Origin of the sequence: Streptococcus oralis (genome assembly GCF_001075675.1) — a bacterium.
Classification (GTDB): Bacteria; Bacillota; Bacilli; order Lactobacillales; family Streptococcaceae; genus Streptococcus; species Streptococcus oralis_V.
The window spans coordinates 1-21,481 of the sequence record NZ_JUNW01000054.1 but is presented as its reverse complement, the minus strand read 5'-3'; the positions used below and the strand labels follow the sequence as shown (position 1 = coordinate 21,481).

Below are 21,481 nucleotides of genomic sequence, written 5' to 3'. Positions count from 1 at the left end.
CATTTTCTGCTCATTTTTTCCCCATCCTACTTCATTTTAAATTAAGCAAAAATATGATACAATAAACTGACTAGAAAAAACGAAGGAGAAATCATGTCTCAACTCTACGATATTACCATTGTAGGGGGCGGTCCTGTCGGCCTCTTTGCTGCCTTTTACGCCCACCTACGCCAAGCTAAAGTCCAAATCATCGACTCTCTTCCCCAGCTCGGTGGTCAGCCTGCCATCCTCTACCCTGAAAAGCAAATCCTTGATGTGCCAGGTTTTCCAAACTTAACTGGAGAAGAGTTAACCAAGCGTTTACTTGAGCAGCTAGATGGCTTTGACACACCTGTTCACCTCAACGAAACCGTTCTTGAGATTGAGAAACAAGATGAGGGATTTAGCATTACAACCAACAAGGGAAGCCACCTGACTAAAACCGTCATCATTGCCATGGGTGGTGGTGCCTTTAAACCGCGTCCGCTCGAATTAGATGGCGTCGAAAATTATGAAAATATCCACTACCACGTTGCCAACATCCAGCAATATGCTGGTAAGAAAGTGACCATCCTTGGTGGAGGGGACTCAGCAGTTGACTGGGCATTGGCTTTCGAAAAGATTGCCCCAACCACTCTCGTTCACCGTCGAGATAACTTCCGTGCCTTGGAACACAGTGTGCAAGCCCTGCAAGAATCATCTGTGGCTATCAAGACACCATTCGTTCCTAGCCAACTCCTTGGAGATGGAAAAACACTCGATAAACTGGAAATCACCAAAGTCAAATCGGATGAAGCAGAAACGATTGACTTAGACCACCTCTTTGTCAACTACGGCTTCAAGTCTTCTGTCGGAAATCTTAAAAACTGGGGACTGGACCTCAATCGCCACAAGATTATCGTCAACAGCAAACAAGAATCCAGCCAAGCAGGTATCTATGCTATCGGCGACTGCTGCTACTATGAAGGAAAGATTGACTTGATTGCCACTGGACTTGGAGAAGCACCAACTGCTGTTAACAATGCCATTAACTACATCGACCCTGAGCAAAAAGTACAACCCAAACACTCAACCAGTTTATAAGAAAAGAACCACGGATCAACGATTCGTGGTTCTATAGTTCATCAGCAATCTTGTTTATTTTTCTGAGTCTGTGGTTGACACCACTCTTGGTCAGGGGATTGGTCAGGCTATCTGCCAACTGCTGGATAGAGTAGTCTGGGTGCTGGATCCGCAACTGTGCTACCTCTTGCAAATCCACTGGTAAATTTTCCAAACCCATTCGATCTTTGATTTTACTGATATTGTTGATAGTCTTCATACTAGCAGAAACCGTTCGAGCAATATTGGCTGTTTCAGCGTTATTGGCTCGATTGAGATCATTACGGGTTTCACGCAAAATCTTGACGCGCTCAAAATTATCACGCGCCTGCATGGCCCCAATCACGATCAAGAAATCCATGATGTCCTCTGCACGTTGGAGATAGGTGACTGCACCTTTCTTTCGCTCAATAACCTTGGCGTCCAGCAAAAACTGCTGAAGGAGAGAGGCCAATCCTTGGGCATGGTCCAGATAAACAGAACTGATCTCCAACTGGTACTTGCCAGACTCAGGATCTCGGATGCTACCATTTGCCAGAAAGGCCCCACATAAGTAAGCACGTCCAGCCTCCTCATCTGCTAAAATATCAGGATCAATGCCTGTTTCCAAACCAAAGAAGGAATCCGCAAGTCGCAAATCAGCTAAAAGCTCCTGCACTCTCTCATCAGTATAGACCGTATAGACACGGTTCTTGCGAAGATTGCTTCTCTGATGGTGACGAATCTCTGACTTGATTTCATAAAAATGGAGAAAGGACTCATAAAGGTGCCGAGCCAACTTGGCATTTTCAGTCACAACAGACAGGGTCAAACCCGAAGTCGAGAGACCAATACTACCTGACATCTTGATGATGGCTGATAGTTCATGACGACTGAGATGGTGCTGACCAAGAATTTCTTCTTTTACTGCAACTGTAAAACTCATTTTCGCACCTGTATAATTCGCATCAATTCATCCACAATCAAATCCCCATCGTGAAAGGCTCCTCCATTCTCCAAACGAAGGAAGTTGGATGAAATCACACGAGGAACCTGCTTGCAAAGACCAGCAAAATCATGTTCTACCTGTACTAAATATTCATCGAAACGGTTGGTATCCATGTATTCTCTAGGAACCTTTTCAATATTGACCAAGACTGTATCAATAAAAGGCCGACCTAGATGACGATGGAGGACTTCCACGTGGTCACTGTCTGAAAAGTGCTCTGTTTCCCCACGCTGGGTCATGATATTGCAGACATAGGCTATCTCTGCCTTGGTCTCCAAGAGAGCCTGCCCAATCTCCTCGATCACGATATTGGGCAAAATCGATGTAAAGAGGGAACCAGGACCCAAGACGATCATGTCACTCTCGAGAATGGTATTGACTACTCGACGGCTGGCTTGCGGTGTTTCATCATCCAAGGTATTGGTCGCATAGACATGGTCGATCATGCCTGGATGATCTGCAATGTGGCTCTCACCTGCCACCTCAGAACCGTCTTTAAAGACTGCATGCAGTGTCAAAGGCTGATCGCTTGATGGGTAAATTTTTCCTGTTGTGTGAAAGAACTTACTGAGTAATTGCATAGCATTGTAGGTAGAGCCTTGCATTTCAGAAAGTCCTGCTATAATGATATTTCCTAGAGGATGACCCGCAAAAGCACCAGCGTCTTCTGAAAAGCGGTACTGAAAAACCTTCTCATAAAATTTAGGCATATCCGACATAGCTACCAGGACATTGCGAAGATCTCCTGGTGGTGTCAGCTGTTGGATATTCTTTCTTAGTTCACCAGAAGATCCACCATCATCAGCTACCGTTACGATGGCTGCGATATCAACATCCTTTTCTCGCAAGCTTTTCAAAATGACGGGGATACCTGTTCCTCCACCAATTACAGTTATCTTTGGTTTTCTCATGAACGGTTTACCGTTTCCTTTCTTCTGTCTTTGTCACGATGGCTTTCATTGACAGGCCAGTTTTTAGCAAGGTCCTCAGCTATGCGCTTGGCAAAGGCCACACTACGGTGTTGTCCACCTGTACATCCTACTGCAATGGTTAAAACAGACTTTCCTTCTTTTTTGTAACTTGGCAAAATGGGCTCAATCAAGGCGAGTAAGTGCTGATAAAAACTTTCAGACTCTTCATGATTCATCACATAGTCATAAACTGCTTGATCCTCACCTGTCTGATTACGGAGTTCAGGGAGGTAGTATGGATTTGGCAAGAAACGGACATCAAAGACCAAGTCTGCATCAATAGGGATACCATACTTGAATCCAAAAGACATGACCTCGATACGGAAAGACTGGGCTTGTTCTTGGTCTGAAAATTGCTCAGCAATGGTTTTACGCAGTTCACGCGGAGTGAGTTCTGTCGTATCCACCACATTTTGACTCATATTTTTCAAAGGTGCTAAGAGTTCACGTTCCAGCTTGATGCCATCTAAAATCCGACCATCAGCAGCTAGAGGGTGACTTCTTCTAGTTTCCTTATAGCGTGCCACCAATTCCTTATCTGCTGCGTCTAAAAAGAGAATTTTGAAGTCCAAATCGTCTTGGTTTTCCAATTCATCCAAAACAGCCTGAATCTCTGAAAAGAAGGAACGGCTCCGCATATCGACTACCAAGGCCAGTTTGTGGTCATCATCCTTGGTCTCTACCAACTGCAAAAACTTTGGCAAGAGGGCTGGTGGCATATTGTCAATAGTGAAATATCCCAAATCCTCGAAGGACTGAATGGCTACCGTTTTCCCTGCGCCACTCATCCCTGTCACAATCACCAGGTGAAGTTGTTTCTTTGTCATCTATCTCTCCTTATATCAAAAAAAGTTTGGCAGAGCCAAACTTCAACTAGCTTATCCAATCTCTGCGATCACTTCAATTTCGACTTTTACATCACGAGGAAGACGTGCAACCTCTACAGCTGAACGAGCTGGGAACTCCTCTTTAAAGGCAGTCTGGTAAACCTCGTTAAAAGGAACAAAGTCATTCATATCGCTCAAGAAGCAAGTTGTTTTGACAACATGGTCAAAGTCTGTTCCTGCTTCAGCCAAAATAGCACCGATATTTTTCAAGACTTGTTCTGTCTGTTCTTGGATCGTTTCTCCTACAATTTCTCCAGTTTCAGGAGATAGGGGAACTTGACCGCTAGCAAACAAAAGATTGCCAACGATTTTCCCTTGAACATATGGTCCGATAGCCTTTGGAGCTTTGTCTGTATGAATTGTTTTTGCCATTTCTTTCCCTCACAATTTTTCTAATATTGCATCCCAAGCCTGATCCATCCCTGCCTTGCTGACAGATGAAAAGAGGATGAAATCGTCACTTGGATCAAAGTTTAATTTCTTTTTGATTGCTGATTCGTGCTTATTCCACTTACCACGGGGAATCTTGTCCGCCTTGGTCGCAACGATGATAACCGGAATCTCATAATATTTGAGAAATTCGTACATCTGCACATCATCTGCTGACGGGTCGTGGCGGAGATCCACTAGACTAACCACGGCACGGAGATTTTCACGAGTCGTTAAGTATTCCTCAATCATGCGCCCCCACTTTTCACGCTCCTTTTTGGAAACGCGGGCATAGCCATAACCAGGCACATCCACAAAGCGCATCTTGTCATCAATGTTGAAGAAGTTGAGTAACTGGGTCTTCCCAGGTTTTCCTGATGTACGAGCAAGATTTTTGCGGTTCAACATGGTGTTGATAAAGCTAGATTTGCCAACATTTGAACGCCCTGCTAGGGCAATCTCTGGCAGTTCATCCTGTGGGTAGTGGGATTTATTGGCCGCACTGAGCAAGATTTCTGCATTGTGTGTATTAAGTTCCATAGTCACCTCTAGGCTGTTTCTAGGATTGGTTTATCCGTTCCATCGACAGCTTCTTTTGTGATGCGGACCAATTTCACATTTTCCTGACTCGGTACTTCAAACATGACGTCTAGCATGGTCTCTTCGATAATCGAGCGAAGACCTCGCGCACCAGTTTTGCGTTCGATGGCTTTATTGGCAATCTCTTGAAGAGCTTCGTCGTCAAATTCCAACTCAACATCATCATAAGAAAGCAAGGTTTGATATTGTTTAACCAAGGCATTTCTTGGCTCTTTCAAAATACGCACTAAGTCATCAACGGTCAATTGTTCAAGAGCTGCAAAGACAGGCAAGCGTCCAATCAATTCAGGGATGATACCAAATTTTTGAATATCTTCTGCGATGATTTCTTGCATGTATGAGCTATTTTCGTCAATTGCCTTGTTATTTTGACCAAATCCGATGACTTTTTCACCCAGACGTTGTTTGACAATTTCTTCGATACCATCAAAGGCGCCACCCACGATGAAGAGGATATTTTTAGTATCCACCTGAATCATCTCTTGTTGTGGATGCTTGCGTCCACCTTGAGGCGGTACGCTTGCAACGGTTCCCTCGATAATCTTGAGAAGGGCTTGTTGCACCCCTTCACCTGAAACGTCACGTGTGATCGATACGTTCTCACTCTTCTTAGCAATCTTGTCAATTTCATCCACATAGATAATCCCACGCTCTGCACGTTCGATGTTAAAGTCAGCAGCTTGCAAGAGTTTGAGGAGGATATTTTCCACGTCCTCACCCACATAACCAGCCTCAGTCAGAGCTGTCGCATCCGCAATCGCAAAAGGTACATTCAAGCTCTTAGCCAAGGTCTGGGCAAGAAATGTTTTCCCTGAACCAGTTGGGCCAATCATCAAGATGTTTGACTTCTGCAAATCTACATCTTCCGACTCTTCACGCGTATCGTGGAAATTGATGCGTTTGTAGTGGTTGTATACTGCTACTGCTAAAGCACGTTTGGCACGATCTTGACCGATTACATAGTGGTTCAAGATGTGGAGGAGTTCGATTGGTTTTGGTACCTCAGACAAGTCTGCTAAGACTTCTTCCGCCAACTCCTCTCGAATGATTTCCTGAGCCAACTCCACACATTCATTACAGATAAAGGCGTTGTTCCCAGCGATTATTTTTTGTACTTCTTCTTGGCTTTTGCCACAAAATGAGCAATAAACCATCATATCATTATTCCTATTTGTAGGCATGATTTCCTTCCGTTCTATTCTATACTGTCATTCTATCTAAAATAAGGTCATGTAAAAAGCATGGATACTATTGACCAAATTGGTAAAGGCATTTAACCAGAGCAGGACAGAAAGTCCATAACGCTTTTTACGAAAAGCCTGTGCTCCTGCAAGCAAGCAGACCAAACACAGCATGGCTGTGAAAAAACCAAATATACTACGTTCCATTAGACTTCCTTTCTCTTGCGGTATTGGATGGTAAAATCATAAGGATTTTTCTCATCTTTGGTATAGGATTTGCTTGAAACTGTCTCAAAAAGAGACAAATCAAACTCCTCAGGGAAATAGGTATCTCCCTCCACCCGAGCATGAATTTGAGTCACAATTACTTCGTCAAGGTAGGGTTCAAAAGCCTGAAAAATCTGTTTTCCGCCAATGATATAGAGATTTTTTTCCTGACTCTGATACCACGCTAAAACAGACTCCACATCTTGAAATACGAGCGCCCCATCTATGACTTCTTCGCTATTGCGCGTTAAAATCAGGGTTTGCCGTTTTGGAAGCAGACGACGTCCCATGCCATCAAAGGTCACTCGCCCCATCAGTATAGCATGATTTAAAGTTGTTTCCTTAAAATGTTGCAACTCTGCTGGCAAATGCCAAGGGAGACGATCTTCCTTCCCAATCACACCTTTTTCATCTTGGGCCCAAATGGCTATGATTTTCTTTGTCATGCTTCCGTCCTTTTTATTGATACTACTATTTTATCAAAATTCTCCCAAAAAGACTGTTTTGAAACGCGCGCAAAAGAGAGAAAAGGAGCAGGCTTCATTTAGCCTGCTCCTCTCGTCCCTAGGACATATATTTTTTTGCTTCTGATTCGATTTTTTCGACCACTTCCTGGATACTTAGTCCAGTTGTGTCAAGATAAACTGCATCCTCAGCCTGTTTGAGAGGTGAGGTTTCACGATGACTATCCTTGTAGTCACGCGCCGCAATCTCTTCTTTCAGCGTTTCAAGGTCTGTTTCAATCCCTTTAGCAATATTTTCCTTGTAACGACGCTCTGCTCTTTCTTCAACAGAAGCCACTAGGAAAATTTTAAGTTCAGCTTGTGGTAAAACAACTGTCCCGATATCACGCCCATCCATGACGATACCACCTTGCTGAGCAATCTCTTGCTGGAGCGAAACCAGTTTCTCACGCACCTCAGGAATGGCAGCAATGCTTGAAACCTTGTTGGTCACTTCATTTTCACGAATCGGATGGGTAATATCAACATCCCCTACAAAAACAAGTTGCTCACCTGTTTCTGAACGACCAAAACTAATGGGGTGTTGGTTAAGAAGCTCGAGAAGTTGATCTACATTTCCTGCATCCAACTGGTTCTTAAGCGCTATATAAGTCGCAGCACGGTACATAGCACCCGTATCGAGATAAGTGTAACCAAAATCCTTAGCGACAATCTTTGCAACCGTACTCTTGCCACTCGAAGCTGGACCATCGATAGCAATTTGAATTGTCTTCATGACCGACTCCTATCTTGTCTTAATCACATCACCTGGGTTGGCAAACCAAGATCCAGATGACATATGAGAAGGATTTAGGGATTCTAGCTGGGCAATGGAAATCCCTGCACGCTGAGCAAGAGCTGCCTCTCCCTCTCCAGGCTGTACTGTAAGTGTTCCTTCACCCTCTGCATGTTCTTCCGAACTGCTTTCTGAAGGTGTTGATTCAGAAGAAGCTGTTTCCTCTACCTTGCTACTTGAAGATGATGATGCTTCTACTTTAGAACTTGAACTTGTAGAAGGAGACGATGCATCATAGAAGTCCTTCAAAGATGAAGTACGATTGCTTCCTCCGGTTGATAGGTAAATCAATACAACTACCATTGCTACAACGATTACAAAGAAGAGGCTAGCTAGAACCGTCAAGACACGATTGGCAACAACGCCTTTCCCTTTTTGTTTCCGGTGTCGACGCTCTGATCTTGTTTCTTCCTCATTGTTTTCGTAGATATCTTCTTGCCACGGTTCTTTTTCCATACCTTACTCCTTGTTTTTTTTACATTTTCTTATTACAATATAAATATGAAAGTCACACTTATACCCGAACGGTGCATTGCCTGCGGGCTTTGCCAAACCTATTCTGAACTCTTTGATTACCATGATAATGGAATCGTTCGATTTTACGATGATCCAGTTGAATTGCAAAGAGAAATCGCTGAGACTAGCGATGTTCTGGAGGCCATCAAAAATTGTCCTACACGTGCACTTCTAAAAGATCCATCGTAGGAAGCAGGGAATAAATATAATTGATTTTTTCTCATTTTTCCCACATCTACTAGTTTAGCATATTTCTAGGTAAAATTATAGTCTTTTTTGGTTATTTTTTCCTTCAATAATAGAAAGGTCACTTTTTTCTTTGACGAGATAGAGTGGTCTTTTTTTGGTCTCTAGATAAATCTTACTGATATACTTGCCTAGAATTCCAATGGTCAGGAGTTGAATCCCTCCAAGAAAAAGAATGACAGCCATCAAAGAGGTCCAACCAGATGTCGGATTTCCCAAGATAAGGGTCCGAAACACCACAAAAATAGTCATCACAAAAGAAATAAAACAAGATAGAAGTCCCGCTACAAAGGCTATACTCAAGGGAAAATCTGAAAAGTTGAGAATCCCTTCAATCGAGTAGAAAAAGAGCTGCCTAAAACTCCAACTGGTCTTGCCAGCCTGTCTTTCGACATTTGGATAGTCGAGATAGTGCGTTTTAAAACCCACCCAAGCAAAGAGGCCCTTAGAAAAACGATTGGACTCTGTCAAGGATAAAATAGCATCCACCACAGATCTTCTCATCATGCGAAAATCACGGACACCTGAGGGCAAGGCTACTGGGCTAATTTTTTGCATGAGGCGGTAAAAGACGTCAGCACAGAAACTGCGGAAAAAGGGTTCTCCCTCCCGACTAGTTCTCCGTGTCCCAACACAGTCCAAGTCTGCATTTTGGTCTAGTAAGGCTTTCATCTCAAGTAGCATACTAGGAGGATCCTGAAGATCTGCATCCATCACGACCACCAAGTCTCCAGTTGCATGCTGCAAGCCTGCGTATAAGGCTGCCTCTTTCCCAAAATTTCGTGAGAATGAGACATAACGGACCGCAGGATTTTGCTCCCGATAGGCCTTCAAAAGCTCTAAGGTCCCATCGTTTGAGCCATCGTCTACAAAGACATATTCGACTTCTGCTCCCAAGTCAGGAAGCAGAGCTTCCACAGACTGATAAAAAAGAGGAAGTACTTCCTCTTCGTTTAGACATGGGACAATGATTGAAATCATCATCTTAGTCTTCAAATCCATTTGGATGCTTGCTTTGCCAACGCCATGCGTCTTCACACATTTGGGTGATGTCGAGTTCTGCTTCCCATCCGAGCTCTGCTTTGGCTTTTGCTGGGTCTGAGTAGCAGGCAGCGATATCACCTGGGCGGCGTTCTACGATGCGGTAAGGAATAGGACGTCCCACTGCTTTTTCCATATTTTGGATAATTTCAAGAACGGAGTAACCTTTACCAGTTCCAAGGTTATAAATGTTTAGACCTGAACCTTTTTGGAGTTTTTTCAAAGCTGCAACGTGACCTTTAGCAAGGTCTACGACATGGATATAGTCACGAACCCCAGTTCCATCTTCTGTATCGTAATCATCTCCAAAAACTTGTACTTGTTCTAGTTTGCCCACTGCTACTTGTGAAACATAAGGCAAGAGATTGTTTGGAATTCCGTTAGGATTTTCTCCCAAGTCTCCACTTTCATGCGCTCCGATTGGATTAAAGTAACGAAGCAAAACCACATTCCATTCTGAATCTGCCTTGTAGATATCCGTCAAAATTTCCTCTAACATCAGCTTAGTACGACCGTATGGATTGGTCACTGAAAGTGGGAAATCTTCCAAGATTGGAACAGTGTGAGGATCTCCGTAAACTGTCGCAGAAGAACTGAAGATGATGTTCTTACAGTTGTTTTCTTCCATAGCTTTTAGAAGACTGACAGTTCCAGCGATATTGTTGTCATAGTAGACAAGAGGGATGCGGGTTGATTCGCCAACAGCCTTCAGACCAGCAAAGTGAATGATACCAGTCGGTTCTTCCTGCTTGAAAATATCTCTGAGGGTATCTGTGTCACGGATATCTGCCTCATAAAAAGGAATCTCGACTCCTGTAATTCTCTCAACAACTTCTAAACTTTTACGATTGCTATTGACAAGATTATCCACCACAACGACTTGATGACCTGCTTGGATCAACTCAATAACAGTGTGGGTTCCGATAAATCCAGCACCACCAGTTACCAAAATCTTTTCTTGCATCTTTCTTCCTCGATTCTCGGATTATTTTTTCTTATTTTATCATTTTTGATAGGGAATGTCATTTGACATCCTAAACCACCTGCTAAAATTTTAGTAAAATGCTTATACTCTTCGAAAATCAAATTCAAACCACGTCAGCGTCGCCTTACCGTGGGTATGGTTACTGACTTCGTCAGTTCGATCCACAACCTCAAAGCAGTGCTTTGAGCTGACTTCGTCAGTTCGATCCACAACCTCAAAACAGTGTTTTGAGCAGCCTGCGGCTAGCTTCCTAGTTTGTTCTTTGATTTTCATTGAGTATTATTCGCTTTTTACTCGTTTGACATAGTTTGCAATTGGATAGTTTACTGGGGCCAAGGTCAACTCCTTGTCTTGGACCAGCTGGGATAGATGATACCCGATGATTGGACCCGTTGTGAGACCTGATGAACCTAGACCACTAGCCGCATAGACACCTGCCAATCCTGGTACCTGCCCAAAGAAAGGGGAGAAATCACTGGTGTAGGCACGAATTCCCACACGATCACCCGATGATTTCGCTTCTGCCAAGGCTGGATAGTGAGGCAAGGCCGCATCCTCCATTTGTTGGAGCAAGGTTTCATCTACCGTCAAGTCAAATCCCATATCATTTTCGTGGGTAGCGCCCAAGGACAATTTCCCACCTGCAAAAGGGATCAAATCCCACTCCCCTTCTGGCATGACAACAGGGTAAGATTTCATATCTTTGGTAAGTTGATAATCTCGTAGTTGTCCCTTTTGGGGGCGAACATCTACCTCATATCCTAAAGGCTCCAAAATGTCCCCCAACCAAGCTCCCGTCGCTAAAACAACCCGTTCAAACACCTCTTCGCCAATCTGGTAACCTGCTGCTAAAGGTGTCAGACTCATTTTTTCTTTGACCAGCTTGACTTGACTGGCTTCTAGCAAACGAGTCACTAAGAGGTGGCCATCTACTCTCGCTCCACCAGAAGCATAGAGCAGGCGGTCAAATCCTCGCAGACCAGGAAAGTAGTTATTAGCAGACGCTTGGTCTAGAATGGCTAATTGACCTATCAAGGGAGATTCTTCCCTACGCTGGAGTGCTAGTTCATAAAGTTCTTCTAGCTTGGATTCGTCCTTTTTCAAGAGGAAAACTCCCGAACGCTGGTAAAAGTCGATTTCCTGTCCTGACTTTTCTAAATCAGCCAACAAATCCACATAAAAGTCAGCTCCCAAGCGCGCCATCTTGTACCAGGCTTTATTACGGCGTTTTGAAAACCAAGGACTGATAATTCCCGCTGCTGCCTTGGTAGCCTGACCTTGACCATGGTCAAAAACGGTCACCTCTAGGTCACTTTCTTTCGAGAGGTAGTAGGCAGCTGTTGCCCCCACAATCCCTGCTCCGATTATGGCTACTCTTTTCATTGTCTTCACCTTCTAACTAGATATGGTGGAAAGGATTAGTCGATGCCTGACTAGGCAAGATATCAATAGTCCAGCTATTTTCTGCCTTCCATTGAGTAAGAAGTGCTGCGATTTTTTCCACAAAAAGCACTTCTATATAGTGGCCTGGGTCCAATGCCAACAGGCCATCAGAAAGCATATCCTGAGCTGTATGATAGTAGATATCGCCAGTGATATAAACATCTGCCCCCTTTGCTAAAGCATCAGAGTAGAAAGACTGCCCACTGCCACCACAGATGGCCACTCTTGAAATAGGCTTCTGCAAATCACTCTCTTGATAATGCACCATTCGAAGACTATCAAGACCAAAGACTTGCTTAACATGCTGGGCCAATTCCCCAAATGTCTGAGGCTGAATATTCCCAATCCGCCCAATCCCACGTCCTGGGCCTGTTTCCTGCAGATAGGTCGTGTCCTCAATACCTAGCATCTGGCAGAACCAGTCATTTAACCCATTATCAACGATGTCAATATTGGTATGGCTAACATAAACCGCAATGTCATGCTTGATCAGGTCGATGTAAATCTGATTTTGCGGACGGCTGGCTACCAAGTCCTTGATGGGACGAAAGATAGGCGCGTGCTTAACGATAATCAAATCCACACCCTTTTCAATGGCCTCTGCCACCGTCTCTTCTCGAATATCGAGGGCAACCATGACCCTTTGGATATCCTTGTCCAAAGTACCGATTTGCAGGCCACGACTGTCACCCTCCATGGAAAATTCCTGAGGACAAAAGTCTTCATAAGCTCTAATTACTTCACTTGCTAGCATGGAGCACCTCCTTGATGGCTTGAATTTTATCTACAAGAACTTGACGTTCCTCCATATTTTTTTCTGGGATTTGATTAAGGGCAAACTCTAACTTAGCAGCTTCCTTTTGCCATTTTTGGACAAAGACTGGGCTGACTTCTTTGGACAAGAAAGGTCCAAAACGGACATCACTTGCTGATAGCTTCATTTGTCCTGCTTCCACAACTAGAATTTCATAAAATTTGCCTGCTTCTTCTAGAATGCTTTCTGCTACGATCTGAAAACCGTGCTCTTGCAACCAGATGCGCAAGTCGTCTTCACGATTATTGGGCTGGAGGATTAAACGCTCTACATTAGCTAGCTTTTCCAAACCTTCTTCCAATATGGTAGCAATCAAACGGCCACCCATACCAGCAATGGTGATAATAGAGACTTGGTCAACCTCTTCAAATGCCGCTAAGCCATTGGCTAAACGGACTTGGATTTTCTCCTTTAGACCGTGAGCCTCAACATTCTTGAGAGCAGACTGGTAGGGTCCTTCCACCACTTCCCCTGCAATGGCGCTTTTGATTTGGCCTCTCTCAACTAACTCGATGGGCAGATAAGCATGGTCACTTCCCACATCTAGTAAAATAGCTCCTTGTGGCACAAAGGAAGCTACCATTTCTAATCTCTTTGAAATCATCTTCTCTCACTTTCCAAAACTCTATTACCTTTTATTATACCATATTTCGGCTAGCAATCTTGCACCTAAAAAGACCGCAATCCACAGATTGCAGTCTTTCTTTATTTTCTAGTTTGGTAACGACTAGTTAGAATGAAAATCACCGTAAAGATCAGCATCATGGCCCCATAAACAGGCAACGTTTGCCCTGTCAAGGTTGAAATTTCAAGCAACTTCTGGATCATTGGGAAGAGAGCTGTAGCTATGAAGCCTCCTACAGACCAGACAATCAAGAGAACACGCCAGAGGGTAAATGGCATGCAAGCTCTAAATACAGATAAGAAACCGATAGATCCAAGGAGATAATAAAGTAGGGTTGAGATTTCTAACTCAGACCAACCTTGACTCGCTCCAAATATTTTCACAAAAAGAACGCTAAAGACGACCATAAGGGCACTTGGTAGGGCACGTAGCATGGATCTTCTGAGGAAATTTGGCTCAACAGGCTTGATATTTCGCTCAAAAGTCAGAACGAATGGCGGGAAACCTTCCACGAACTGGTCAATCATGGTAATCTGGATTGGAATGAAGGGGAAAATCAAAATCCACTCAGACCGCCCTAGTAAAACACTAGCAATACAAATCACCGCAAGCAAGAAGGAATAAATGGTCTTTATCAAGAAAATCGGAGCGATGTGGGCAATATTATTAACCACACGACGACCTTCAAAGAGAATCTCAGGAACATCATTAAAGTCTGAGTTCAAGAGAACCAGATTGGCAATCTGACGTGTCGCCGGATCTCCTTCTGCCATTACAATCGAACAGTCTGCTTCACGAAGAGCCAGAATATCATTGACACCGTCCCCTGTCATTGCCGTTGTATGCCCTGCTTTTTTCAGAGTTTGGATGATGAGTTTCTTTTGATGAGGGGAAACACGTCCGAAAATAGCTGTCTCTTCAGCCATGGCAATCAATTCCTCATCCGTGATTTTTGAACAATCTACATAGCTGTGATAGTCTGCAAAACCAGCTTTCTGGGCAATGCTGGAAACCGTAACTGGATTGTCGCCAGAGATAATCTTGAGGCCCACTTCCTGAGAACGGAGATAATCCAGCGTCTCAGCTGCTCCTTCTCGAATCGGGTCCAAGATTTCCAGCAAGGCCAGGGCTTGAATGTCAGACGGTTTCTGTGGTTTGTGATGATCTAGTTTTTCCTGACTGAGGGCCAAGACCAAGACACGTGAACCTCTCTCTAAAGCCTCTCTGGCTTCTGGGACTTCAGAGTCCAACAACATCTCAGGCGCCCCTAAGAAAACCGTTCCTAGCCCTTCTAATTCCATAGCTCCCCACTTGCGGTCGCTTGAGAAAGGAAGATTGGAGATCGCAGGATAGGCAACCTGTCCTTGGAAACGCTGGCGAATGGCTTGAGCTGTTGGATTTTTATCCTCACTATGAGCGATATAGCTAGTCAAAATGCTGGCAATAGCCTCTTCACTATAAGTTTCCGTCAGAGGGAGAACAGCCTCCACCTGCATCTTTCCTTGGGTGATGGTGCCCGTCTTGTCCAGACAGAGCATATCCACGCGCGCCAAGGTCTCGACAGAGTACATCTCCTGCACCAAGACCTTTTTCAAGCCCAGCTTGATCACCGCAGTCAAGAGTGAAGTAATGGTCAAAAGGGCGATTCCCTTGGGTAACATTCCCAAAAGGGCAGTCGATGAATTTACAACAGATGACTTGAGGGGCAAACCCTTTAAAATCAAGGCTTCTAACAAGAGAGCTAGACCAAAGGGAATAATAATCTTCCCAGTAAAACCAGCTAGCTTGTCCAGCGATTTCATGATACGGGAGTTGATCGGTTTCACTGTCTTAGCTTCCAGCATGAGTTTGGCAGCATAATTGTCTGCCCCGACATGGTGGACTTGAGCCAAAACTGCGCCACTGGCTAGGAAACTCCCTGATAAAAGCAAGGCATCCACTTCCTTTTGCACCAAATCACTCTCACCCGTCAACATAGCTTCATTGACTTCCGCAAATCCTTCCAGAACCAGAGCATCACTAGGAATCTGCTCCCCAGCAGACAAACGAATGACATCTCCTAGAACCAACTCTTCTGGATCGAGAGCGACTTCTTGACCATCACGGATGGTTTTGACCTTTTCCTTGGTCATGAGATTGAGCTTATCCACCATGTGTTTGGCCCGTAGCTCAGTCACAATCCCAGAAAAAGCGTTAAAGCAGATAACGGCAAAGAAGACCAGATTGCTCCAAGCCTGTACAAAGGCAAGCGCTAGGGCAATAACAAAGTTTAATGCGTTAAAAAGTGTAAAAACATTTCGTTTGATGATTTGCCAAGTACTGGTACTGGCTGAAGCGGTAAAGTCATTGACCAAACCTTGAGCCTGTCTTTCCTTGACTTCTCTTTGGGTTAATCCCATAATCTTATTTTTATCCATAAATTCTATCATATCATTTTTTTTTAAAGAATTCTAATCCCATCTAAAACTGTTGGCTGATAACTGAAAAAGTTTGCCAGTAGTCTTTTGATAAGGTATAATAATAAAAGCAATACAATCGAAGGAGATCTCATGTTTTATACTTATTTGCGTGGACTAGTCATGCTGATCTTGTGGTCCATCAATGGCAATGCCCACTATCACAATACTGATAAAATCCCTAGCCGAGACGAAAACTATATCCTCGTCGCACCTCACCGTACCTGGTGGGATCCTGTTTACATGGCCTTTGCGACCAAGCCAAAACAGTTCATCTTTATGGCCAAAAAAGAGCTGTTTAACAACCGTATCTTTGGCTGGTGGATCCGTATGTGTGGCGCCTTTCCTATCGACCGTGAAAAACCTAACGCCTCTGCCATCAAGTACCCTATCAACGTCCTCAAAAAAAGCGACCGCTCTCTCATCATGTTTCCAAGTGGGAGCCGTCACTCAAATGATGTCAAGGGTGGAGTAGCCTTGATTGCTAAAATGGCTAAGGTCCGTATCATGCCTGTTACCTACACCGGTCCCATGACCTTGAAAGGCTTGGTCAGCCGTGAACGTGTGGATATGAACTTTGGAAATCCTATCGATATCTCAGACATCAAGAAAATGAATGATGAAGGGATTGAAATGGTTGCAGACCGTATCCAAGCAGAATTCCAACGTTTGGACGAAGAAACCAAGCAATGGCACAATGATAAAAAACCAAACCCACTCTGGTGGTTTGTCCGCATCCCAGCCCTCATCCTTGCTGTGGTTGTTGGTATCCTAACGATTATCTTTACCTTCATTGCAAGCTTTATCTGGAATCCAGATAAGAAGAGAGAGGCTCTTGGTTAAAAAATACAATTATCCCTTGGCTTTTGCCAAGGGATATTTCTTTTATTCGATTTTCCATTTTTGGGACAACCAGTTGGAAAAGGCTAGAAATCGCTCAGCAACTTGCTCATGATGCCCATAAGGATCAAAGACAAATTGACCAGTTGGATAGCGTTGCTGAAGGCTGGTATGGATCTGCTCAGCATAGGCTGGAGCTTGAGCCAAGCGATTGGTATGATGGGCTCCTTCTGTTTGACCATTCTGTAAATACAGCAAACAGTCCAAATTTTTCACCCTTTCATCCTTGCAATAAGTCGTAAAATCAGGATACCAAAAGGAACCACAGATAGAGAAGACACAGGAGACCTTGTCAAAGCTGAAAAGACTGTATACAGCCGCCAAACCACCTAGTGAGTATCCTCCATAAGCAAGGCGATTTTTGTCCAGACGATAAAGTGACTGCAACTTGTCTAAAAGACCTCCAAATAAATGACTATGATAGGTATTTGCCTGACCGCCAAAATCTGGAGCCCCATCTCTCAGAGCAGCTGCCTTCCATGGAGTGTAATCGTCTAGGCGATTTTTAGAGGTCAAGCCCACTAAAATCACAGATTCAGAAAGGGAAGATAGAAAATCCAAGTTTCCATCATTCAAGAGAATAGCTGGATAGGTTTGATTGGGGTCATAGGTCGAAGGAAGACTGACCTTGACTTGGATCCCTTCCCAATCAAACTCATTATTTATTGATAAAGTCATTGATTTTCTCAAGGGAATCAATCACTGCTGGACCATAATCCATCAACTCATCGTAAGAAATAGTCATGATTTTTTGATTCTTAATAGCAGGAACATTTTCCAAAACTTCATTTGCCTTCATCAACTCTACTGCGTTAGCATCCAATTTTTTATTGCGGTCGCTGGTTACATAGATAATCAACTCAGGATCCATTGACACGAGATTTTCCAAGGTCAAGCCTGATGTTCCCGTTGCAACGTTGGTATAACCAAGTTGATTCAACAAGCTTTCTTGCAAAGCAGACTTGTAGGCACCAAAGGTTTCATCATTATAAGCAACCATAATCAAAGCCTTTTTCTTTTCACCTTGGCTTGTTGGATTTGCTTTCTTAACAGCGTCAATTTTAGCTTGTAATTGGGCTGCGTATTCATTAGCCTTGTCCTGAACATTGAAAATCATTCCAAGATTTTTGACATCTTCTACGATATTTCCCAAATCTTGCTGAATCGTTGAGAGAGAAGCTTTTTGTGTATAGACTGGGATTTTATTTTCATTCCAAGTGCTAACTGTTCCCAAGGATTTTTCAGAGAACATCATGTTTCGACCCATCACCGCATCCGGTTCATAAGAAAGCACTGTCTCTTGTGAGACTGTTTTTTTATCGCCAATTTGAGGAATCGTCGCAATAGCATCCTTGTATTTGTCCGTTACAGCATTGTCAGGGTTGAGCATGCCAGCAATTTTATCCTTCAAGCCTAACTCCAATAAGATTTCAGTGGTTGAAAGATTGTTGGTAATAACTTTTTCAGGTGCCTTGTCAAAGACTTGTTCGACTTCATTTCCCTTAGCATCATAGGTCTTGACCGTTAACGGATAAGTCGTCTCTGTGCTCGCCTTTTGACTTGTTTCTGTGCTAGACTGTGTGGTAGTTTTTTCTGTAGTAGTATTGCCACAAGCTGCCATGGTTAGGGTAGCTACTGTTACGAGTAAAATGCTTAGTGTTTTTTTCATCTTGTTTTCCTTTTCATTCTTATAAATAGTGAATCATAGCTTGCTGATCCTCGGTCCAAGTAACCTGACTTTGAACTCCGTATACAGTTTGCAATGACTCAGGGGTGATGGTCTCCTTTGGAGTCCCTTGGTAAAGGATTTCTCCCTCTTTCATCAGATAGAGATAATCCGAATAGCGACAAGCAAGTTGAATATCATGTAGGACAGCTAGAACATTGACCTTGAGATTCTTCACAATGGCCAACAAGTCTAGCTGATACTTGATATCCAGGTGATTGGTTGGTTCGTCCAGGAGCAAGAGAGTCGGTTCTTGCGCCAAGGCGCGGGCTAATAAGACTCGTTGTTTCTCCCCCCCTGACAGAGACGAATAGAGACGAGTTTTCTTCTCAAGCATATCCACCTTGACGAGAGCATCTTGAACGAGGGCATAATCCCTTTCCTTTTCCTTCTGTAGAAAAGAGAGGTGGGGAGTTCTTCCCAGCAAGACGATTTCCTCAACTGTACAATCAAACTGCAATTGATTAAACTGGGTGACAACTGCCATTTGCTTGGCTGTTTCTTTGAGTGACCAATGCTCCAGCGGCTTTCCATCTAGGCTTATCAAGCCTTTGTCCGCCTTTTCCTGGCGATAGAGGAGTTTAAGCAGGCTGGTTTTTCCACTTCCATTTGGCCCTAATATCGTGTGGAATTGATGCCCCTCAACCTTAAGAGAAACTCCTTTGAGAATTTTTTTCTCTCCTAGTCCAAAGTGGACATCCTGACAAATCAAGTCCATATCAGACCCTCACCTCCCTTCGCCTACCTCCAACAATGTAGATAAAGAAGGGAGCACCCACTAAAGCTGTGAAAATACCAATAGGTAGCTCTGCGTTTGGAATGATGATACGAGAGAGTACATCTGCCCATATGACAAAGAGGGCACCCAGTAAGGTCGCAACGGGAAAAAGTCTCCTGTAATTCGTTCCTACTAACCCTCGAGCTAAATGTGGCGTAATCAGACCGACAAATCCAATAATCCCACAGGTTGCCACTAATACTGCTGTCAACACAGCCACCATGGTCACATAAAGATACCAATAGAAGCGTAAGGGAATCCCCAAAGTTAAAGCAGCCTCATCTCCCATCATCATCGCATTAAAAACACGATACTGAGTAGAGAAAAATAGAAAGGCTATTCCTACCACCATAGTTGGCAGGACTAAGTCAGACCAGCTAGTCCCGGCAAGCGAGCCCATAGTCCAAAACTTAATAGTCATCACACTGTCCGCATTAGCGCCGACTGAGATAATAAAGTTGGAAAATGCCAGAAAGAGAGCATTGACCACCGTTCCTGATAAGATCAGACTAGAAGTCGTCATCCTTCCCTGCATAGAGGCAATGATGAGGACAGCGATTGTTGCCAAAATAGCTCCAAGGAAAGCTCCAAGGCTAATCACTAATTTTAAACCAAGAATGATGCTCAAAGTTGCCCCTAGAGTTGCACCCGCAGAGATGCCTAAGACATAGGGCTCAGCGATAGGGTTGTTTACCGTGGACTGCATCACGCTACCACACATGGAAAGACCAGCCCCTACTATCAGGCCTAACAATACTCGGGGGAACCTCATGTTCCATACAATGGCAAGAGTGGACTTAGAAACCTCTCCTATCTCAAGAGGAAATCCCAACCTGCTCAAAATAATCCGATAGGTATCGCCTAGATCAATCTCAACGGATCCCATAGAAACTGCTAGAAAGAGGGAAATCCCTAAAACAGCTAGCAAAATACCTAAAAGTAACACAAATTGCAGGTCCCGTCGGCTTCCAGAAAATTTGGAAAGCATGCAAACCTCCTTTGATAGAATCTTAAAAATTTAGAAAATTCTCATAAAAAGTATACCATATTTTCAACAATGGAACAAGATGAGAAAAATAAATATAGTTGGTCTTACAGTGCTAATAATCGTAACCGAAGATTATACTTGGGTATATCGAGGTAAAGTGACAACATAAAAAGCCCTCTAAAATTAGAGAGCTGATTTGAGCCCGGGCTAAAATCCTAGTGAAACAAAAAAATCTACACGATCAGAAAAGTCTCTATCGTGCCATTTTCATACATGATGTATAGTCCAAGTAGAATGAATACTATGGGCACAATGATTCGCTCGTATTTTTCAATTGTCTCGAATATTAACGGAATAGAGGATAACATCCGACTAATCTCGCAAAAGATAATTATGCCGATTACAAACACAAGCAACGCCACGAGGGTCTGTGACCAATCTAACGAAGCAAAATAAGGTATATAGATACCTAAATTATCTCCGCCAGACGCAATTGTCAGCAATGTAACTGTCCAAAACAGTTGATTTGCCTTGCTTTGTTCTAATCTTTCAATAATTTCTTCCTCTTCTTCCTCACCTTCTCCAACAATTGCAAAGCGAATCCCTAAATAGATAGGGATTAAACCAAGCAATCCAACCATCCATTCTTCAGGAACGAAATTAACGACATAAGCAGCAACTAAACTCGCCCCTACAAGTAAGCCTGTTCCTAGATATTGCCCCGCATAAATATGCCATTTCTGTTTATTCTGTGATAGCTGTGCAAATAAAATAATTAAAATAATTAAATAATCGATACTGGTGGAAATATAAACACCAATAGCAGATATGATTGTCTGTCCCATAAAAACCTCCTGTATTAGTTAGTAATAAATCAGCAGATTTTAGGAGAGCACAGACACATTAATTTAGCTATCGCTAGTGGGTAATGTCGAACGTAGGAAAGCATTTTACTCCTCCTCAAAACGTAGTTACAAAGTAATTTCTAACTGGAATTCGGTGACTACTTCCATGTAAAGTATAACATACTATACTTTACTTCGTAAAGTGTTGGCTCTCCGAGGGGGCTTGCAGACAGTTACTCGGCTTTTCAAGCCGAGTAACTGCGCACCTTCATGGTGTCATTAGCTGATACCATTTGAGGTTTTTGTAGTCTCCAAAATTGTGACCGATAAAACCTCAATAAAAAAGCTCTCTGAATATCAGAGAGCTGATTTGAGCTCGGGCTAAAATCCTAGTGAAAAAGATGAAACTCCTTGTG

At 43.4% G+C, this 21,481-nt stretch carries 24 protein-coding genes; 3 read left to right on the top strand and 21 right to left on the bottom strand.

The window, feature by feature from the left end; translation table 11 throughout:
• Positions 1 to 93 precede the first annotated feature (93 nt).
• The gene (locus ADM50_RS07700) at positions 94 to 1,062 is read left to right on the top strand and encodes an NAD(P)/FAD-dependent oxidoreductase (RefSeq protein WP_049485177.1); all 969 of its coding nucleotides are present in this window, start codon (positions 94 to 96) and stop codon (positions 1,060 to 1,062) included.
• A gap of 31 nt (positions 1,063 to 1,093) precedes the next feature.
• Here ADM50_RS07700 and whiA read toward each other — a convergent pair whose 3' ends face one another.
• The 10 genes from whiA to ADM50_RS07650 form a co-directional block, all read right to left on the bottom strand.
• On the bottom strand, positions 1,094 to 2,005 hold the full coding sequence (gene whiA / locus ADM50_RS07695; protein ID WP_049485175.1) for a DNA-binding protein WhiA: 912 nt from the start codon (positions 2,003 to 2,005) through the stop codon (positions 1,094 to 1,096).
• Positions 2,002 to 2,979 carry a YvcK family protein gene (locus ADM50_RS07690; protein WP_049485174.1) on the bottom strand — a complete coding sequence of 326 codons (978 nt, stop codon included), beginning with the start codon at positions 2,977 to 2,979 and terminating at the stop codon, positions 2,002 to 2,004. The genes whiA and ADM50_RS07690 overlap by 4 nt, the downstream gene beginning before the upstream one ends.
• The gene (gene rapZ, locus ADM50_RS07685; protein WP_000163039.1) at positions 2,976 to 3,866 is read right to left on the bottom strand and encodes an RNase adapter RapZ; all 891 of its coding nucleotides are present in this window, start codon (positions 3,864 to 3,866) and stop codon (positions 2,976 to 2,978) included. Before rapZ ends, ADM50_RS07690 begins: the two co-directional genes overlap by 4 nt.
• A 51-nt stretch (positions 3,867 to 3,917) precedes the next feature.
• Positions 3,918 to 4,298, bottom strand: coding sequence for a RidA family protein (locus ADM50_RS07680; protein WP_001140420.1), 381 nt, complete (start codon positions 4,296 to 4,298; stop codon positions 3,918 to 3,920).
• A gap of 9 nt (positions 4,299 to 4,307) precedes the next feature.
• The gene (yihA, locus tag ADM50_RS07675; protein ID WP_020900580.1) at positions 4,308 to 4,895 is read right to left on the bottom strand and encodes a ribosome biogenesis GTP-binding protein YihA/YsxC; all 588 of its coding nucleotides are present in this window, start codon (positions 4,893 to 4,895) and stop codon (positions 4,308 to 4,310) included.
• Positions 4,896 to 4,903: 8 nt separating this feature from the next.
• A complete protein-coding gene (gene clpX, locus ADM50_RS07670) occupies positions 4,904 to 6,136 on the bottom strand; it encodes an ATP-dependent Clp protease ATP-binding subunit ClpX (protein WP_012972566.1) in 1,233 nt (410 codons plus the stop codon).
• A gap of 36 nt (positions 6,137 to 6,172) precedes the next feature.
• Positions 6,173 to 6,343: a hypothetical protein gene (locus ADM50_RS09650; RefSeq protein WP_000442260.1), complete on the bottom strand. Its 171-nt coding sequence runs from the start codon at positions 6,341 to 6,343 to the stop codon at positions 6,173 to 6,175.
• Positions 6,343 to 6,849 carry a dihydrofolate reductase gene (locus ADM50_RS07660; protein ID WP_049485171.1) on the bottom strand — a complete coding sequence of 169 codons (507 nt, stop codon included), beginning with the start codon at positions 6,847 to 6,849 and terminating at the stop codon, positions 6,343 to 6,345. The genes ADM50_RS09650 and ADM50_RS07660 overlap by 1 nt, the downstream gene beginning before the upstream one ends.
• A gap of 118 nt (positions 6,850 to 6,967) precedes the next feature.
• The gene (cmk, locus tag ADM50_RS07655) at positions 6,968 to 7,642 is read right to left on the bottom strand and encodes a (d)CMP kinase (protein WP_000849416.1); all 675 of its coding nucleotides are present in this window, start codon (positions 7,640 to 7,642) and stop codon (positions 6,968 to 6,970) included.
• A gap of 9 nt (positions 7,643 to 7,651) precedes the next feature.
• Positions 7,652 to 8,158, bottom strand: coding sequence for an SAG1386/EF1546 family surface-associated protein (locus ADM50_RS07650; protein WP_000410189.1), 507 nt, complete (start codon positions 8,156 to 8,158; stop codon positions 7,652 to 7,654).
• A 45-nt stretch (positions 8,159 to 8,203) separates the two neighbouring features.
• On the opposite strand from ADM50_RS07650, the gene ADM50_RS09470 reads away from it, so the two are divergent.
• The gene (locus ADM50_RS09470) at positions 8,204 to 8,407 is read left to right on the top strand and encodes a ferredoxin (RefSeq protein WP_002874767.1); all 204 of its coding nucleotides are present in this window, start codon (positions 8,204 to 8,206) and stop codon (positions 8,405 to 8,407) included.
• A gap of 75 nt (positions 8,408 to 8,482) precedes the next feature.
• On the opposite strand, the gene ADM50_RS07645 is transcribed toward ADM50_RS09470, so the two are convergent.
• The 6 genes from ADM50_RS07645 to ADM50_RS07615 all read right to left on the bottom strand — a co-directional run bounded on the left by ADM50_RS07645 (position 8,483) and on the right by ADM50_RS07615 (position 15,789).
• Complete coding sequence (locus ADM50_RS07645; RefSeq protein WP_049485209.1) at positions 8,483 to 9,448, bottom strand: glycosyltransferase family 2 protein; 966 nt, start codon at positions 9,446 to 9,448, stop codon at positions 8,483 to 8,485.
• A gap of 1 nt (position 9,449) precedes the next feature.
• A complete protein-coding gene (gene galE / locus ADM50_RS07640) occupies positions 9,450 to 10,469 on the bottom strand; it encodes a UDP-glucose 4-epimerase GalE (protein ID WP_049485170.1) in 1,020 nt (339 codons plus the stop codon).
• 300 nt (positions 10,470 to 10,769) lie between these two features.
• Positions 10,770 to 11,873: an NAD(P)/FAD-dependent oxidoreductase gene (locus ADM50_RS07630; RefSeq protein ID WP_049485166.1), complete on the bottom strand. Its 1,104-nt coding sequence runs from the start codon at positions 11,871 to 11,873 to the stop codon at positions 10,770 to 10,772.
• Positions 11,874 to 11,889: 16 nt separating this feature from the next.
• Entirely contained in the window at positions 11,890 to 12,687 is a 798-nt protein-coding gene (locus ADM50_RS07625; RefSeq protein WP_049485165.1) for a Nif3-like dinuclear metal center hexameric protein, read from the bottom strand.
• Positions 12,674 to 13,351 carry a tRNA (adenine(22)-N(1))-methyltransferase gene (locus ADM50_RS07620; RefSeq protein WP_049485163.1) on the bottom strand — a complete coding sequence of 226 codons (678 nt, stop codon included), beginning with the start codon at positions 13,349 to 13,351 and terminating at the stop codon, positions 12,674 to 12,676. Before ADM50_RS07620 ends, ADM50_RS07625 begins: the two co-directional genes overlap by 14 nt.
• Before the next feature lie 101 nt (positions 13,352 to 13,452).
• Positions 13,453 to 15,789 (bottom strand): cation-translocating P-type ATPase, encoded by a 2,337-nt coding sequence (locus tag ADM50_RS07615; RefSeq protein WP_049485208.1) that lies wholly within the window; start codon positions 15,787 to 15,789, stop codon positions 13,453 to 13,455.
• Positions 15,790 to 15,921: 132 nt separating this feature from the next.
• On the opposite strand from ADM50_RS07615, the gene ADM50_RS07610 reads away from it, so the two are divergent.
• Complete coding sequence (locus tag ADM50_RS07610; protein ID WP_049485162.1) at positions 15,922 to 16,671, top strand: lysophospholipid acyltransferase family protein; 750 nt, start codon at positions 15,922 to 15,924, stop codon at positions 16,669 to 16,671.
• Between the two features lie 42 nt (positions 16,672 to 16,713).
• Here ADM50_RS07610 and ADM50_RS07605 read toward each other — a convergent pair whose 3' ends face one another.
• The 5 genes from ADM50_RS07605 to ADM50_RS07585 form a co-directional block, all read right to left on the bottom strand.
• Positions 16,714 to 17,406 (bottom strand): alpha/beta hydrolase-fold protein, encoded by a 693-nt coding sequence (locus tag ADM50_RS07605; protein ID WP_049485160.1) that lies wholly within the window; start codon positions 17,404 to 17,406, stop codon positions 16,714 to 16,716.
• Positions 17,387 to 18,397 (bottom strand): ABC transporter substrate-binding protein, encoded by a 1,011-nt coding sequence (locus tag ADM50_RS07600; protein WP_049485159.1) that lies wholly within the window; start codon positions 18,395 to 18,397, stop codon positions 17,387 to 17,389. The genes ADM50_RS07605 and ADM50_RS07600 overlap by 20 nt, the downstream gene beginning before the upstream one ends.
• A gap of 19 nt (positions 18,398 to 18,416) precedes the next feature.
• Entirely contained in the window at positions 18,417 to 19,172 is a 756-nt protein-coding gene (locus ADM50_RS07595; RefSeq protein ID WP_000364120.1) for an ABC transporter ATP-binding protein, read from the bottom strand.
• A 1-nt stretch (position 19,173) separates the two neighbouring features.
• Positions 19,174 to 20,220, bottom strand: a complete 1,047-nt coding sequence (locus tag ADM50_RS07590; protein WP_049485157.1) for a FecCD family ABC transporter permease — start codon at positions 20,218 to 20,220, stop codon at positions 19,174 to 19,176.
• 233 nt (positions 20,221 to 20,453) lie between these two features.
• Positions 20,454 to 21,065 (bottom strand): CadD family cadmium resistance transporter, encoded by a 612-nt coding sequence (locus tag ADM50_RS07585; RefSeq protein WP_000531728.1) that lies wholly within the window; start codon positions 21,063 to 21,065, stop codon positions 20,454 to 20,456.
• Positions 21,066 to 21,481: the final 416 nt, after the last annotated feature.

Coding starts and splice junctions, on each gene's coding strand:
- ADM50_RS07700 (WP_049485177.1), top strand. CDS start 94: ATGTCTCAACTCTACGATATTACCATTGTAGGGGGCGGTCCTGTCGGC.
- whiA (WP_049485175.1), bottom strand. CDS start 2,005: ATGAGTTTTACAGTTGCAGTAAAAGAAGAAATTCTTGGTCAGCACCAT.
- ADM50_RS07690 (WP_049485174.1), bottom strand. CDS start 2,979: ATGAGAAAACCAAAGATAACTGTAATTGGTGGAGGAACAGGTATCCCC.
- rapZ (WP_000163039.1), bottom strand. CDS start 3,866: ATGACAAAGAAACAACTTCACCTGGTGATTGTGACAGGGATGAGTGGC.
- ADM50_RS07680 (WP_001140420.1), bottom strand. CDS start 4,298: ATGGCAAAAACAATTCATACAGACAAAGCTCCAAAGGCTATCGGACCA.
- yihA (WP_020900580.1), bottom strand. CDS start 4,895: ATGGAACTTAATACACACAATGCAGAAATCTTGCTCAGTGCGGCCAAT.
- clpX (WP_012972566.1), bottom strand. CDS start 6,136: ATGCCTACAAATAGGAATAATGATATGATGGTTTATTGCTCATTTTGT.
- ADM50_RS09650 (WP_000442260.1), bottom strand. CDS start 6,343: ATGGAACGTAGTATATTTGGTTTTTTCACAGCCATGCTGTGTTTGGTC.
- ADM50_RS07660 (WP_049485171.1), bottom strand. CDS start 6,849: ATGACAAAGAAAATCATAGCCATTTGGGCCCAAGATGAAAAAGGTGTG.
- cmk (WP_000849416.1), bottom strand. CDS start 7,642: ATGAAGACAATTCAAATTGCTATCGATGGTCCAGCTTCGAGTGGCAAG.
- ADM50_RS07650 (WP_000410189.1), bottom strand. CDS start 8,158: ATGGAAAAAGAACCGTGGCAAGAAGATATCTACGAAAACAATGAGGAA.
- ADM50_RS09470 (WP_002874767.1), top strand. CDS start 8,204: ATGAAAGTCACACTTATACCCGAACGGTGCATTGCCTGCGGGCTTTGC.
- ADM50_RS07645 (WP_049485209.1), bottom strand. CDS start 9,448: ATGATGATTTCAATCATTGTCCCATGTCTAAACGAAGAGGAAGTACTT.
- galE (WP_049485170.1), bottom strand. CDS start 10,469: ATGCAAGAAAAGATTTTGGTAACTGGTGGTGCTGGATTTATCGGAACC.
- ADM50_RS07630 (WP_049485166.1), bottom strand. CDS start 11,873: ATGAAAAGAGTAGCCATAATCGGAGCAGGGATTGTGGGGGCAACAGCT.
- ADM50_RS07625 (WP_049485165.1), bottom strand. CDS start 12,687: ATGCTAGCAAGTGAAGTAATTAGAGCTTATGAAGACTTTTGTCCTCAG.
- ADM50_RS07620 (WP_049485163.1), bottom strand. CDS start 13,351: ATGATTTCAAAGAGATTAGAAATGGTAGCTTCCTTTGTGCCACAAGGA.
- ADM50_RS07615 (WP_049485208.1), bottom strand. CDS start 15,789: ATGGATAAAAATAAGATTATGGGATTAACCCAAAGAGAAGTCAAGGAA.
- ADM50_RS07610 (WP_049485162.1), top strand. CDS start 15,922: ATGTTTTATACTTATTTGCGTGGACTAGTCATGCTGATCTTGTGGTCC.
- ADM50_RS07605 (WP_049485160.1), bottom strand. CDS start 17,406: ATGACTTTATCAATAAATAATGAGTTTGATTGGGAAGGGATCCAAGTC.
- ADM50_RS07600 (WP_049485159.1), bottom strand. CDS start 18,397: ATGAAAAAAACACTAAGCATTTTACTCGTAACAGTAGCTACCCTAACC.
- ADM50_RS07595 (WP_000364120.1), bottom strand. CDS start 19,172: ATGGACTTGATTTGTCAGGATGTCCACTTTGGACTAGGAGAGAAAAAA.
- ADM50_RS07590 (WP_049485157.1), bottom strand. CDS start 20,220: ATGCTTTCCAAATTTTCTGGAAGCCGACGGGACCTGCAATTTGTGTTA.
- ADM50_RS07585 (WP_000531728.1), bottom strand. CDS start 21,065: ATGGGACAGACAATCATATCTGCTATTGGTGTTTATATTTCCACCAGT.